The sequence below is a fragment of the Pseudomonas sp. PS02303 genome (assembly GCF_029959925.1).
GTDB lineage: Bacteria > Pseudomonadota > Gammaproteobacteria > Pseudomonadales > Pseudomonadaceae > Aquipseudomonas > Aquipseudomonas mandelii.
On sequence record NZ_JASCOM010000164.1, the window covers coordinates 1 to 13,429 of the forward strand.

Sequence of the window (13,429 nt, forward strand, 5' to 3'; positions counted from 1 at the left end):
GGCAAGCCTCGCTCCTACAGGGTTTATGCAATCCTGGTGGGAGCGAGGCTTGCCCGCGATGGCGTCAACCCGGTTTCAGATCGGATTTACCACGAAGAACCACTCTTCAACGCCAACTCCCGCCGGCTGTTCGCCCGCATCGCCTTGATCAGCGACACCGTGCCCACCAGGATAATCACCCCCGCGAACAAAAAGTCGATGGTGTACAGCTGGAAGTCCTTCATCGGCCCCACCAGCAACACCCGGATCGCGCCGATACTCACCAGCGTGGCGAGAAAATCGATCCCCGGTTCATCGCGATAGAACACGTGCAGCAGCGGCAGGCACAGCACCAGCAACAAGAGCAGCACGATCACCTTGAACGAGCCTTTGCGCTCAACGCTGAATGCGCACTCGTGGGCGCCGTAGGCCTTGTAGTCTTCATCGCGGATCATCGCGTTGCGTTCGTTGATGTAGTCGACGCGGTTGTACTTCTGGACCGGTGTGAAGGTGTTCGACATCTCCATCAGCGTGGTGATGTTTTTGAACCTCAAGTCGATGCGCTCGTTGCCCTTGAGGTAATACAGCACCGGTTTGTAGCCATAACGGTAGGTATCGAAGGGAAAATCCGTGGCCCGGCCCTGCACTCCGATGGGCCTTGGCTCAAGTTCGGCGTAGGCGCTTTTGTTGGCCGACGCTAGGTTGCGGCTCAGCGGCTGGACCTTGACCTGCTCAAGGAAAATCGGCGTGACGCCGAACGACCACTGCAAAGGTTCCAGACGCAGGCGCAGTTCGTTGCGGCCAAGGTCATAGCGGTTGAAGGTGCGCTCGGACACCACCACGGCACCACTGAGCATGAACTCGCCGCGCACCGTGTTGGTGATGCGCAGCGTCAGTTGATCCTTGCCCAGTAGCGCGGCATCGCTGGCCGGTGGCGTGCCGCACCAGGCCGTGCTGTCGAAGGCTCCGCCCAACTGGCCGTCACGGTTTTCCTTGAACACGTAAAAATAACTGGCCCACAGCGCCAACATCAGCAACAGCGCAATCAGCCCCAAAACCTTCTTGCCCACACCCACGACCCGACTCCTTTCCCGACTTCTTCCATGCAGCCGAAAGCCCGCTGGCGCGGGTCCTCGGTTATGTCATTGATTAGTTAGCGGCGTATTTGCCTTGCAGCGCCTGCAGGCGCTCGGTCTGCTGCGGAGTCAGGCCACTGGCGTCAAACAACAGCGTGCCGTCGGCACCGACCAGTTTGATGATTTCCAGGCTGAACAGCGCTTCTGCGGGCGCATCAAGCTTGCCCCAGTCGCTGAACTGGTTCGGTGTGATTTCCCAGGTCGGCGACTCGCCCGGCTCTATACCGCCGGGAATCGGCAATTCGACTGTGCCGACAAACCATGGCGTGGCACGGCCCGGGCTGGCCACGGTGCCTTTGAAACCAACACGGGCCACAGAGTACGTCGTGCCATTCTTGACCTTTGCTACCACCACCGGCTGACCATGCGGCGCCGCAACATTCTTGTTCTTCTCGGTGAAATAAAATTCCGACTTGAGAATCTGGAACTTGGCCATCTCGACCTTGGCTTTCTCTGCCATCTGCTGGATATCCTGCAGCTGCTTGATCTCGGCCAGGGCTTGTTGTTTTTCTTTGAGGGCACGCTCGCTGCGCAGGTTGGCGGCGATGGCAGCGACGTCTTCAGCGGTTTTACCATTGAGCGTCGTGCGCACGTTGTTTTTGGCTTGCTCGGCCGTGATCTGGCCAGTCAGCGCCTCGCCGATATTGCTGAAGGTGATGAGTTTCAAGTCTTCAAGGAGTTGGGCTTTCTTGTCTTGCGGCATGTCTGCCGTGACCTTGTCCAGCGATGCCGTGAGACTCTCGTCACTGGTGCCGTCCAGTTTCGGACCACCGCAACCCGCTAACATCAACGTCACCAACCCGACCGCGAAAATCCTGCGCATACCCGACTCCTTTTTGAGAATGCGCGGACTTTATCAAAACGCCATCATCGACCCAAGCGAAACTCTCAACGCCTCCTGAATAACGGCCGCGGCTCAATCACTGAACGCCCATAGAGCACACTCATCCCGGCCAGTCCCTTCAGCGCATCCTCAGCGGATTTATCTTCGCGCACGGCAAAGCTATCGAACCCGCATTGGCGCATGTGGCTGAGCTGATCGCGCAGCACATCACCGACCGCGCGCAATTCCCCCGTCCAGCCCAACCGAGTACGCAGCAGGTACGCCTGGCTGTAACCGCGACCGTCGCGGAAACTCGGGAAATCCAGGGCAATCAGCGGCAATGCGTCAAACCACGGCTTGAGACTTTCCACCTCGTCGTCAGGCCCCAGCCAGACCGCATGCTGTGCGGGCGCTTGAAGCCAGCGACTCAACGGTAAAATCACTGACCCGTCCGGCAATTCACCCTCTGCGTCCCTGACCAGCCCCCAAGGATCGTCAGCCACAATCCGCGCCACGCCCTCCTCCAGTCGCAACAGATTGTTCATGCCGAGACCTCCAGCAACTTTGGATAAACCTGCTCCTTGAACGGCTCAAGACCAATGCGCTGCAAGGTGTCGACAAACAGTTCTTCGCTCTCGCGGTAATCGACGAACGTGGCGATGATCCGCTCGATAACCTCGGGCACTTCGGCAGCGCTGAAGGACGGGCCGATGACTTTGCCCAGGGCGCTGTTCTTGCCCTGGCTGCCGCCGAGGGTGATCTGATACCACTCGCTGCCGTTCTTATCGACGCCCAGAATGCCGATGTTGCCGATGTGGTGGTGACCGCAGGCGTTCATGCAGCCGGAAATGTTCAGGCTGATGTCGCCCAGGTCGTGGAGGTAATCCAAGTCTTCGAAACGTGCCTGGATCGCCTGGGCAATCGGGATCGATTTGGCGTTGGCCAGCGCGCAGAAATCGCCGCCGGGGCACGCGATGATGTCGGTCAGCAAACCGATATTGGCGCAGCCCAGGCCCTGCTCGCAGGCCAGGCACCACAGGGCGTAGAGATCAGCCTTGGGTACGTCCGGCAGCACGATGTTCTGTTCATGGGCGATGCGAATTTCGCCGAACCCGAACTGTTCGGACCACTCGGCCACGGCCAACATTTGCTCGGTCGTCACGTCCCCCGGTGGTGAGTCAAAGCCCGGTTTGGTCGACAGCACCACGCTGGTGTAACCCGCGACCTTGTGCGGTTGAACGTTGCGCGTAACCCAACGTGCGAAGGCCGGGTTCTCGGCCAGGCGCGTGCCGAAATTCAGGTCCGTGTCGGACAGTGAACGGTAATCGGGCGCCACGAAGGCACTGGCGACCCGCTCATATTCGACGTCGGTCAACTGCGCCGGACCGTCCTTGAGGTACTGCCATTCTTCCTCCACTTCCCTGGCGAAAGCTTCGATGCCCAGGGCCTTGACCAGAATCTTGATCCGCGCCTTGTACTTGTTGTCGCGTCGGCCGTGACGGTTGTAGACCCGCAGCACCGCCTCGACATAGGAAAGCAAATGCTGCCAGGGCAAGCCCTCGCGAATCTGCAACCCAAGAATCGGCGTGCGCCCCAACCCGCCACCGACAATGACCCGCAGCAGCATCTGCCCACTGTCATCGCGATAAAGATAAAGGCCAATGTCATGCATCATGATCGCGGCGCGGTCCTGCTCCGCCGAGCAGATGGCAATTTTGAACTTGCGCGGCAGGTACAGAAATTCCGGGTTGATGGTCGACCACTGGCGCAGGATTTCGGCCAGCGGTCGCGGGTCCATCAGTTCGTCCGCCGCCACACCGGCAAACGCTTCGGTGGTGATGTTGCGCACGCAGTTGCCGGAGGTCTGGATCGCGTGCATCTCGACCTGGGCAAGTCGTTCGAGGATATCCGGCACCTGCGCCAGTTCGATCCAGTTGAACTGCATGTTCTGCCGAGTGGTGAAGTGGCCGTAACCGCGATCATAGTCCCGGGCGATGCTCGCCAGCGTGCGCATCTGCCTGGCGCTCAGGGTGCCGTAAGGAATCGCCACGCGCAGCATATAGGCGTGCTTTTGCATATACAGGCCGTTCTGCAGACGCAACGGCAGGAACTCTTCCTCGCTCAACTCGCCCGTCATGAAACGCTCGACCTGATCGCGAAACTGCGCAACCCGCTCGAAGACCAAGGCCCGGTCATAGTCGTCGTACTGATACATGTGGCTACCTCATCAGGGTGGATCGCACGCTCTGCTACAGGGTGGCGGTGCTTGTGGCAGTGACTATGAACCTACGGCGCAGCGCGTTACAGATTCACCTGAATGCTAAAAAACCGTATCAGAGTGCGTCAGATCACCGCAGGCAGGCCTCGTATCTGATCCGCATAAACTCGGTTTTTCTGAGTCTGTTTTGTTTCGGGCAGGGTTTCTACAGTGGACGACATGCCAGTCCGGGTGGCCTGGCAAGACTTTGCAACCGTGGAAGCATTGACCATGAGCACAGCAACAATCGGACAGGCCTATAACTACAAGGTCGTCCGCCAATTCGTCGTGGCAACCATCGTCTGGGGCGTCGTGGGGATGGCAATGGGGGTGTGGATCGCCTCGCAACTGGTATGGCCCGAGATGAACCTCGACCTGCCGTGGACCACCTTCGGCCGCTTGCGCCCGCTGCACACCAGCCTGGTCATTTTCGGCTTTGCCGGCAGCGCGCAGTTCGCCGCCAGTTACTACGCGGTGCAGCGCACGTGTCAGGTACGGCTGTACTCCGACAAACTGGCCGCGTTCACCTTTTGGGGCTGGCAGTCGGTGATTGTGGTGATGCTGATCACCCTGCCGCTGGGCTACACCACCACCAAGGAATACGCCGAGATCGAGTTCTCCGGCGCGGTGTGGATGACCGTGGTCTGGGTCGCCTACGCCATCGTCTTCTTCACCACCGTGGTGCAGCGCAAGACCAGGCACATCTACGTCGGCAACTGGTTCTTCGGTGCCTTCATCGTCGTGATCGCGATGCTGCACGTGGTCAATCACCTGTCGATTCCGGTGGACTGGTTCAAGTCCTATCCGGTGTATTCAGGGGCCACCGACGCCATGGTGCAGTGGTGGTACGGGCATAACGCGGTGGGCTTTTTCCTCACCACCGGGTTCCTGGGGATGATGTATTACTTCGTGCCGAAACAGGTCGGGCGGCCGGTGTATTCGTATCGGTTGTCGATCGTGCATTTCTGGGCGCTGATCACCCTGTACATCTGGGCCGGCCCGCACCATTTGCACTACACCGCACTGCCGGACTGGGCGCAGTCGCTGGGCATGGCGATGTCGCTGATCCTGCTGGCACCGAGCTGGGGCGGGATGATTAACGGCATGATGACCCTGTCGGGCGCCTGGCATAAATTGCGCACCGACCCAATCCTGCGCTTTTTGGTGCTGTCGCTGGCGTTCTACGGGATGTCGACGTTCGAAGGACCGATGATGGCCATCAAAACGGTCAACGCCCTCTCCCATTACACCGACTGGACCATCGGCCACGTCCACGCTGGCGCCCTCGGTTGGGTGGCGATGATCACCTTCGGGGCCATTTACCACATGGTGCCGAAAGTCTTCGGTCGTGAGCAGATGTTCAGTACGCCGCTGATCAACTTGCACTTCTGGCTCGCGACCATCGGCACGGTGTTGTATATCGCCTCGATGTGGGTCAACGGCATCACCCAAGGGTTGATGTGGCGTGCGATCAACGACGACGGCACCCTGACCTACTCGTTCGTCGAGGCCTTGCAGGCCAGCCATCCGGGGTTCGTGGTGCGCTTTGCCGGCGGGGTTTTCTTCCTCAGCGGCATGTTGCTGATGGCCTATAACACGTGGCGCACCGTGCGGGTTTCGGACATGGCGATGGCCGAACGTGAAGCGCAGATTGCGTGAGGTTTGAGATGACCGAGATAGTGCTGAATCTGTTTGGGGTCGTGGGGTTTTGGCTGGCAATCGAGTACTGCCTGAAACACCAGACGGCCGAGAGCCTGGAGGACGCGAGCCTGATTCCGTTTGCCGATGACCCTGAGGTGGCGCGGCGGGTGGAGTTGGCGACGGGGAAGACTGTGAAGGCGGTAGCCCCCGAAGAAGCTAAACCCGGTTGGGTCAACCTGGAAATCTGACACACCACACATCCAAATGTGGGAGCGAGCCTGGTCGCGATGGCGCAGTGTCAGTCGATATTAATGCTGACTGATACACCGTCATCGTGAACAGGCTCGCTCCCACAGGATTATGTGTAAGGTCAGAGAATCAGCCGCGTTCGCGGGGGATCAGGCTCTGCAACTGCTGCGCCAGGAAGTTCGCGTCGAAGGCAAACGTATCCGGGTCTTTCAAACCATTGGTCTTGCGCCATTGCCAGCTCGTCGAAGGCGGCAGGCACACCAGCGAAATACTGCCATACCGCGCGGCCGTCAACCCCATCACCGCCAACGAAATCTGACCACCGACGCCCATCACGTCCGGCACGAACTCCACCGGTTTGCCGGCAATGACAATGCTCAGTTTCTCGGTCTTGAACGTCGACGACTCGACCGGAACGCTCGGCCCTGAAGCGACATACACCTCGCGACTCACTTCCAGCAGGTTCGGCACCTGGATCGGCTCCAGCCATTGCTGGATCTGGTCGAACAGTTCACCAATACGCGTCGCCCACACGGCCGATTGCGACTCAAACACTTGCTTCTTGTGCGCTTCGCTTTCTGCATAGTGGCGAAGCATCTCGCCCAGTTGCTGTACGTCGTCCATTGCGGTGTTCCTTTGGTTGAAGCGGTGCTGCGGGATTCAATCATGGCAGATGCCAATGATCGGCGTACGACAAAGCTGCCGTAAGGACATCTCTTAACGGTGGATGAAAACGACGAACGGTTACTTTTTCAGGGGTTTATACACCCTCACCTGTCAGATCTGACAGTAGCCGGCGCTCGCCTGACAGGTGTTTGATAACCACAGCAGACGTAACAAGAAGGCCAACGGCCCATAGCCAAGGAAACGCTCATGAGCAACTCAACGTTGAAGATCGACAGGGTCTTCATACCGGGGTGGACGACGCCAGTTACCCATCCCGACGAGCCCCAGGGAGGCATCGCGCTTTCCCTTGTTACATCTGGCAGCGTGCAAGCGGTGGTTGACCCTTGGCTGAACATGAGCCCATACGACACCGCAGGTCTATTACTGAATGACCTGCCTTCGGCCGTTGACACCAAGACAATCCAGCCCGGAGAGGAAAACAAAAGATTCACGCTGGATCTGCCGGGCGAAATCCTGCAGAACGGAATTAACCGGATTCGTTTACAAGTCAAACGTATCGGTCAGGAGCAACCGGAAACCTCCGAAGACCTTGTCGTTCTCTTTAACACTCCTCGCCCTGGCGGCGAAGTAACGGGATCCGGAGCCAATCCCAACCTTGAAATGACACTTCCCGCTGACGTCATCGCCAAGGGTATCGATGCGATTCGTGCCGCTCAAGGGGTAGATGTCACACTCAAGTACCCTAACATGCGGGCGTACGACAAAATCACGCTCGATTGTGATGGCAACACTGTTCCGCACACGGTAACGGCTGCACAAGCCACTGCCGGCACAATCGTACTGAAGCTTTTTGCAGACGCGTTCAAAAATGATAACCCTCGATTTGCAATGCGCTTCAGGGTCGTCGATCAAATTGGAAACTCTTCCGGCCCGCAGGCCATTTGGTCGAGTACGGTTTACGTCGATGTGCACATCAAACGACCGGTTCTGGATCTACTAAAACCAAAAGTACTGGAAGCCAAGGAACAGAACGGCACCGTATTAAACTTTGAAAAAGACTTCTATGAGACCAAGTTTGCTACGGTCGAGGTCAACTTCACCGGTTCCGCCGCAGGGCAAACTGTCAAAGTTTATTGGCTCGGACGCACTTCGACGTATGGCAGTGAGATTCAAACTGTTTCTTATGCAGGGCAGACACTGAGATTTCCAGTTCCCAGGCTGGAAGTGGTTGATTGCATCGATTCACGTGCGGAGATCAGTTACACCGTCAGGTTACCGGGCACCACCGAGGACCTTCCGTCTGAACGCCTGGACATTCGAATCACCGGACAAAAACATCACCTTCCGGAACCCACACTCTCCTCGGACAAAACCAACCTCAGAGCCTATTACCCGGCACTGGAAGGCAATTATAAAGTGCGGCTCGCATTGTTCGGCCGGGTGACTCGATATGGTGAAGAAGTCACTATCACAAACCCCACCTATACAAATTTGCCTGTTTTGCAGACATGGCTGACAGAGAATAAGGAGTTTGACGTAATGTTCAACTACACACTGAAAAAGACTGGCACTAATGAACCGCTTATTTTTTCATGGTGCTTGAGAGTTGCTTTATAGATACACGAACACTACGCCTGACTTCAATTAATTACACCAAACAATCAGCAGGTCTTTAAGCCGGGGTCGTTACACGACTGTCCGCGAGGATTGCGTCATGCACAGAATAATTGGATTTGTTCTATTCGTATTTATGGCAGGTTGCAGCCAGACTGATAAAATCCCAACTGATGCAGGCGGAGTGCTCAGTGGGAACAATGCTCAAAATGGGCCCACTGTAGCAGCCCAGCTCACCACGCTTTATGGCAGGAAGTTCCCCAACTGTAACAAGATAGACTCACAACCGGCGTTCCTGTGTTCTGGCATCACACTAAGGGTTACGGTGAAAGATCCTGCCGGACGATATAAAGTCTGGGACCCGAGCCACACCTCCACGAGAAGTGGCGGCATATCCTTCTCGTACTTGAGGGCTGATACAAACTTTGGACGGCTCGCATGGGGTTATGGGAATGGCTACATCCTCTACCCCTTCCTCGAACAGCCGGCTGGCAAGGACCAGTTGCAATACCTTTGCACATACCCGATGGATGCATGGGGTTGGCATCGTAGTGCAACGGAAGTTTGCGGACCATCCGCCAGCTACCCAGTACAAAGCAAACGTTGCCAAGACGCCGGTGTGACCACCGCAGCACAAGCAGTTGCCGTATGGAATTTGTCGGGAGGTAATCCAAACCTTCGCCAATGTGGTTTCGACGTCCAGGATGACCGTAATACATTGGCAGGGCCGGCGTTTTACCAGTCCTTGTTGGCAAAATCCATGTTAGGCACTACGGGTTTCAACGAACATAACGAAATTATTATACGAACCTGGCCTGCGGGTCGCGCCAACACCTTTCCCATCATGGCGTTCTTTTTCATTGCAGGTGGTTCGAACGAAGGATTGGCAGACGCCCAATATAATCAACGAGATTTCTACAACTCGACTAATCCAAAAATTTTTGTACCTATCATCCGCCTGACACCTCCCGTCAACGCTACCGGAACAGCCACTTTTGCCTACATTGCCGCAGATCAGGTGGTGACCCAATGAAGATCCTGCGGTGGAACTCTTACTTAACGGCCCTGAACGTTGTCCGCCATTTCCCGCTAATCATCGGGCTAATGTCAGGCTTGAATACATCTCTCCATGCGCAAACAGCAACAGTAAAATCTGACAGCTACATTCTTACCGTTGAGCGCTGCGTAAAATACGTCGAAAGTGCGCAATGGATTTATCGCGACTACCAGTGGTCATTTTCTATCACGCCCACGCCTTGTGCGAGACGGACACCGCCGGAAGGCACCCCTTATCTGTGGGACGAACTTAGTCGCGACTACTCAAACAGTCGCTACTGGAAAAACACCCATGGACTACGCCATCAACTGATCTGCCACCTGGTAATAGCAAGAGATAAGCCGCAGTGGAACCTGGAACCATGGCGACCTGACGTGGGGTATGCAAAAACGTTGGAGGGCGGTTGCAACCATGTTGTTCCTTTACCCGAAAACGCACCTTGACTTTTCGAAACGCCAAGTACGCCACATGCTGATGCCGAAAAGCAATAACTATCACCATTTAAAACAGAAAAACCAACATGACGGCTGAGCGAGATTTTATGAAAAAGATCATACTTTCCTTACTTGTTCTATCGATTTTCGGCTGTGCTCAAATCGATAGACAATCGCCTCAGGAGATCGGTGCGACCGGTAACGTACATGCTGCAATGACCGGACCGGAAGTTGTTAACTTACTTACCAATCTTTACAATCAAACACTTCAAAACTGCAACAACTCGGTCACTGCACCGGCATTTCTGTGCTCGGGGGTCACACTCAGAGTCACCGATAAACAGCCAGGTGAAACACATCATGTCTGGAACCCTAGCCAGACGTCCGTCAAAAACGGTGGTGTTTCGTTTTCTTACCTGAGAGTCGATGCAAATATGGGACGCCTTGCATGGGGTAAGAACAACGGCTTCATGCTATACCCCATCTTTGGTGCACCAGTGGACAAGATCGATCTCGATTACCTTTGCTCCTTTCCCATCGATGGCTGGACCTGGAATCGAACCACGCCCTGCGGTCATCACGCCTCGTATCCCTCTCAAAGCCAGCGTTGCCGCAGTGCCGGAGTCACCACAGCAGAACAATGGAAAAGTGTCTGGGATAGTTCACCCAGCAATCAACATATCCGACAATGCGGATTTGACGTGTCGGAGGCGACTGGAAAACCAGCTTCAGTTCCGTTTTATCAATCGGTACGGGCAAGAGGGATGTTGGGCGTTGCCGGACTCAACGAACAAAACGAAATCGTCATCAAGACCTGGCCGCAAAATCTGCAAAATACCCTGCCACTTATGGCCTTCTTTTTTATCGCGGGTGGTGACAATGCCGGTCTTGCGGAAGCCCGGAACAATCAGAAAGACTTCCGTGACTCAACCACCGCCAGGATTTGGGTACCTGTGATCAGGCTCATACCCCCTTCAACCATGGGCGGGAAGGCGAGTTTTCAATATGTTGCATCGGATCAACTGGTCCTCCCCTAATGCCTCGCTACTGGCTGTCCTGAAGCGCGAGCGCCAGGGCATTGTGCGGCCAAATCGCGCCGCCCTCTAGCGCCTTTTACCTAAAACAAAGGACACTCTCCCGACTCACATAATGGGAGAACAGGATGCACACCATCGGCCTAATCGGCGGCATGAGCTGGGAGTCCAGCGCCGAGTATTACCGCCTCATCAACCAACAGGTACGCGACCGGCTCGGGCCGTTGCGTTCGGCGAAATTGCTGATGTACAGCGTCGACTTCGGCCCTGTCGAACAGGCCCAGCATGCCGGGCGCTGGGACGACGCTGCGGCGATCCTGGTGGATGCGGCGCAGCGACTGCAGGCCGGTGGTGCCGAGTGCGTGGTGCTGTGTACCAACACCATGCACAAGGTGGCCGGGCAGATTCAGGCCGCGATCAGTATTCCGTTCCTGCACATCGCCGACCCGACCGGTCAGGCCGCCGTGGAGGCCGGAACGCTGAAAGTCGGGTTGCTCGGGACGGCGTTCACCATGGAACAGGACTTTCTCAAGGATCGCCTGAGCGCGACGGGGTTGACGGTGCTGGTGCCGGACGCCGAGGAACGCAACGCCGTGCACCGGATCATCTATGACGAGTTGTGCGTCGGGGTGATCAGCGAGGCGTCACGCAAGGTGTATCAGCAGGTCATCGAGTCGCTGACTCGGCGAGGCGCCCAGGCGATCATCCTCGGTTGCACCGAAATCGGCATGCTGATCAAAGCCGAGCACAGCGCCCTGCCCTTGCTCGACACCACCGAACTGCATGCGCAGGCGGCGGTGGCGTTCGCGCTGGGTGACTGAGTCAGTCGACCCTGGGCGTGCGACACAGGCATGTCATGCTTTAGGTATAGCGATAAATTCGTCACAAAAGTGTTGTATCAGGCACAGAAGAAAGTGCCTGATACCATCACGAACCAGCAAACTTACAACTATAATCAGCCAGCGCAAAATCTCTCTACGGGCAAGTCTTGCACTAGTATTTACTTCAAAAAACACACTACTCGTTAGTCAAATCAAAATCTCCCGACACCGTTTTTTCCGAAGGAGCCCCAGGTGGCGAACTAGAGTGAATACCCACTACCATTTCAAATTTCCCAGTGATACGTCGCGGCGATGGTGTTGAGCTGACTTCGACCCAGCCCGACTTGGCCTTATACTCAAATCCATGCATGTCCGACCACTCTTTATATTCAACTTTCAACAGTTTTGTAGCGTCATGGCGCCCGCTGGGATAGTCTCCCTGAAAACCAAGCAACAGATGAGTTCTAGGCGCCATAGGACCGCCGACACCCTCCAGGACCCAAATTTCAACACTTCCTTCTTTCACATCAAACGATTTAGAGTCTTGCTTTAGCGGCTCTTTCCCATCCACACGCACATTAAAATAACCGGTCGCGTTTTTTTTGCTCTTAAGTTCGCTACTCATGTTCAACCCACCTAAAATAAAATGAATATCCCTTGCACACTCTATATACAAGTCGCCAACAACATCACTTCTCCAAGCCATCACCAGCGCTTTTAATAGTGACGCTATCGCCTCCTTTAATACACCTGCGCACTTCTCCCGACAACTGTCAGACCTGACAGTTGACAACAATTGTTTTTTCGAAAATCGATATGGAAAGAGGGATAACTTTGTTTATCTACGGTGACTCGCCATGAGTAACATTTACATCTTATGATCCAGTTTTAAAAGCGCTGAAAAGCGCCAATACCGTGCGCCGGATTACCGATGACGAGTTGTTCGTAGGGGTGATCGGCGAGTGACTGACGACTGTACCGAAATCGGCCTGCTGATCAATTCCGAGCACAGCGCCCCGCCCTTGCTCGACACCACCGCACTGCATGCGCAGGCGGCAGTGGCGTTCACGTTGGGCGACTGAGTCAGTCGGACTTGAGTGAGCGGCGCAGGCGCGCCATGCTCAGGGTATCGACCAGTCGGCCGTCCCGCACGGCGTAGTCACGGAACAGGCCTTCGGTCTCGAAACCGAACTTGCGGTACAGCCCGATGGCCGCTTCGTTGTCGGCGTACACCGAAAGCTCGACCCGTTGCAGGTTCATCCAGTTGTCGGCGACGTCCAGCGCCGCTGCCAGCAGTTTTGAGCCCACGCCTTTGCCTTGCCATTGCACCGCGACCGCCATGCCGAGATTGCCGGCATGGCTGCGGCGGATCCGCGAGAACTGCTCCAGACCAATGTTGCCGATGACCGCGCCCTGATGCAGCGCCACCAGCTTCACCAGCCGCTCGTTATCCGAAGCCAGGCGTTGGCGCCAGATCTCGGTGGATTGAAACGGCATCTGCAGGACCTGACGGGTAATCGCCGGGTCGTTGTAGAGCGCGGTGACGCCGTCGATGTGGGATTCGCTGAAGCGTTCGAGGGTGATGACAGAATCGGTGGCGGGCATGGTTGACTCATCCTTGATGCAGACATGGCCGCTTACTCTACAACACCATCTCCTGGAATGGCGAGAATCCCATGTGGGAGCGAGCCTGCTCGCGATAGCGGCGGGTCAGTCACCTTGGATATTGAATGTTACGACGCTATCGCGAGCAGGCT

At 56.1% G+C, this 13,429-nt stretch carries 14 protein-coding genes and 1 pseudogene; 8 read left to right on the forward strand and 7 right to left on the reverse strand.

What is annotated here, in order from left to right:
• Positions 1–86: 86 nt before the first annotated feature.
• The 4 genes from QMX98_RS25170 to QMX98_RS25185 all read right to left on the reverse strand — a co-directional run bounded on the left by QMX98_RS25170 (position 87) and on the right by QMX98_RS25185 (position 4,153).
• Complete coding sequence (locus tag QMX98_RS25170; protein ID WP_282411531.1) at positions 87–1,055, reverse strand: hypothetical protein; 969 nt, start codon at positions 1,053–1,055, stop codon at positions 87–89.
• A gap of 73 nt (positions 1,056–1,128) precedes the next feature.
• Positions 1,129–1,938, reverse strand: coding sequence for a DUF6694 family lipoprotein (locus QMX98_RS25175; protein WP_077749668.1), 810 nt, complete (start codon positions 1,936–1,938; stop codon positions 1,129–1,131).
• Between the two features lie 65 nt (positions 1,939–2,003).
• Positions 2,004–2,483 (reverse strand): DUF934 domain-containing protein, encoded by a 480-nt coding sequence (locus QMX98_RS25180; protein WP_077749667.1) that lies wholly within the window; start codon positions 2,481–2,483, stop codon positions 2,004–2,006.
• Entirely contained in the window at positions 2,480–4,153 is a 1,674-nt protein-coding gene (locus tag QMX98_RS25185) for a nitrite/sulfite reductase (protein ID WP_010459897.1), read from the reverse strand. The genes QMX98_RS25180 and QMX98_RS25185 overlap by 4 nt, the downstream gene beginning before the upstream one ends.
• Before the next feature lie 273 nt (positions 4,154–4,426).
• On the opposite strand from QMX98_RS25185, the gene ccoN reads away from it, so the two are divergent.
• Positions 4,427–5,854: a cytochrome-c oxidase, cbb3-type subunit I gene (gene ccoN / locus QMX98_RS25190; RefSeq protein ID WP_010459896.1), complete on the forward strand. Its 1,428-nt coding sequence runs from the start codon at positions 4,427–4,429 to the stop codon at positions 5,852–5,854.
• An 8-nt stretch (positions 5,855–5,862) separates the two neighbouring features.
• Complete coding sequence (locus tag QMX98_RS25195; RefSeq protein WP_042932102.1) at positions 5,863–6,084, forward strand: hypothetical protein; 222 nt, start codon at positions 5,863–5,865, stop codon at positions 6,082–6,084.
• Between the two features lie 130 nt (positions 6,085–6,214).
• Here the strand turns inward: QMX98_RS25195 and QMX98_RS25200 are convergent, their stop codons facing one another.
• The gene (locus QMX98_RS25200; RefSeq protein ID WP_010459894.1) at positions 6,215–6,709 is read right to left on the reverse strand and encodes a hypothetical protein; all 495 of its coding nucleotides are present in this window, start codon (positions 6,707–6,709) and stop codon (positions 6,215–6,217) included.
• Between the two features lie 249 nt (positions 6,710–6,958).
• On the opposite strand from QMX98_RS25200, the gene QMX98_RS25205 reads away from it, so the two are divergent.
• The 5 genes from QMX98_RS25205 (at position 6,959) to QMX98_RS25225 (ending at position 11,672) form a co-directional block, all read left to right on the forward strand.
• Positions 6,959–8,329 carry a hypothetical protein gene (locus QMX98_RS25205; RefSeq protein WP_282411532.1) on the forward strand — a complete coding sequence of 457 codons (1,371 nt, stop codon included), beginning with the start codon at positions 6,959–6,961 and terminating at the stop codon, positions 8,327–8,329.
• Positions 8,330–8,426: 97 nt separating this feature from the next.
• A complete protein-coding gene (locus QMX98_RS25210) occupies positions 8,427–9,359 on the forward strand; it encodes a halovibrin HvnC (RefSeq protein ID WP_282411533.1) in 933 nt (310 codons plus the stop codon).
• Positions 9,356–9,826, forward strand: a complete 471-nt coding sequence (locus tag QMX98_RS25215) for a DUF2599 domain-containing protein (protein ID WP_282411534.1) — start codon at positions 9,356–9,358, stop codon at positions 9,824–9,826. The genes QMX98_RS25210 and QMX98_RS25215 overlap by 4 nt, the downstream gene beginning before the upstream one ends.
• A 98-nt stretch (positions 9,827–9,924) precedes the next feature.
• The gene (locus tag QMX98_RS25220; RefSeq protein ID WP_282411535.1) at positions 9,925–10,854 is read left to right on the forward strand and encodes a halovibrin HvnC; all 930 of its coding nucleotides are present in this window, start codon (positions 9,925–9,927) and stop codon (positions 10,852–10,854) included.
• Between the two features lie 125 nt (positions 10,855–10,979).
• Positions 10,980–11,672 (forward strand): aspartate/glutamate racemase family protein, encoded by a 693-nt coding sequence (locus QMX98_RS25225; protein WP_282411536.1) that lies wholly within the window; start codon positions 10,980–10,982, stop codon positions 11,670–11,672.
• A 196-nt stretch (positions 11,673–11,868) separates the two neighbouring features.
• On the opposite strand, the gene QMX98_RS25230 is transcribed toward QMX98_RS25225, so the two are convergent.
• The gene (locus QMX98_RS25230; RefSeq protein WP_282411537.1) at positions 11,869–12,378 is read right to left on the reverse strand and encodes a hypothetical protein; all 510 of its coding nucleotides are present in this window, start codon (positions 12,376–12,378) and stop codon (positions 11,869–11,871) included.
• Positions 12,379–12,610: 232 nt separating this feature from the next.
• Here QMX98_RS25230 and QMX98_RS25235 point away from each other — a divergent pair.
• Positions 12,611–12,754: pseudogene (locus tag QMX98_RS25235) on the forward strand (aspartate/glutamate racemase); the annotation flags it as partial.
• 1 nt (position 12,755) lies between these two features.
• On the opposite strand, the gene QMX98_RS25240 reads toward QMX98_RS25235, so the two are convergent.
• On the reverse strand, positions 12,756–13,277 hold the full coding sequence (locus QMX98_RS25240) for a GNAT family N-acetyltransferase (RefSeq protein ID WP_282411538.1): 522 nt from the start codon (positions 13,275–13,277) through the stop codon (positions 12,756–12,758).
• Positions 13,278–13,429: the final 152 nt, after the last annotated feature.

Coding starts and splice junctions, on each gene's coding strand:
- QMX98_RS25175 (WP_077749668.1), bottom strand. CDS start 1,938: ATGCGCAGGATTTTCGCGGTCGGGTTGGTGACGTTGATGTTAGCGGGT.
- QMX98_RS25180 (WP_077749667.1), bottom strand. CDS start 2,483: ATGAACAATCTGTTGCGACTGGAGGAGGGCGTGGCGCGGATTGTGGCT.
- QMX98_RS25185 (WP_010459897.1), bottom strand. CDS start 4,153: ATGTATCAGTACGACGACTATGACCGGGCCTTGGTCTTCGAGCGGGTT.
- ccoN (WP_010459896.1), top strand. CDS start 4,427: ATGAGCACAGCAACAATCGGACAGGCCTATAACTACAAGGTCGTCCGC.
- QMX98_RS25195 (WP_042932102.1), top strand. CDS start 5,863: ATGACCGAGATAGTGCTGAATCTGTTTGGGGTCGTGGGGTTTTGGCTG.
- QMX98_RS25200 (WP_010459894.1), bottom strand. CDS start 6,709: ATGGACGACGTACAGCAACTGGGCGAGATGCTTCGCCACTATGCAGAA.
- QMX98_RS25205 (WP_282411532.1), top strand. CDS start 6,959: ATGAGCAACTCAACGTTGAAGATCGACAGGGTCTTCATACCGGGGTGG.
- QMX98_RS25210 (WP_282411533.1), top strand. CDS start 8,427: ATGCACAGAATAATTGGATTTGTTCTATTCGTATTTATGGCAGGTTGC.
- QMX98_RS25215 (WP_282411534.1), top strand. CDS start 9,356: ATGAAGATCCTGCGGTGGAACTCTTACTTAACGGCCCTGAACGTTGTC.
- QMX98_RS25220 (WP_282411535.1), top strand. CDS start 9,925: ATGAAAAAGATCATACTTTCCTTACTTGTTCTATCGATTTTCGGCTGT.
- QMX98_RS25225 (WP_282411536.1), top strand. CDS start 10,980: ATGCACACCATCGGCCTAATCGGCGGCATGAGCTGGGAGTCCAGCGCC.
- QMX98_RS25230 (WP_282411537.1), bottom strand. CDS start 12,378: ATGGCTTGGAGAAGTGATGTTGTTGGCGACTTGTATATAGAGTGTGCA.
- QMX98_RS25240 (WP_282411538.1), bottom strand. CDS start 13,277: ATGCCCGCCACCGATTCTGTCATCACCCTCGAACGCTTCAGCGAATCC.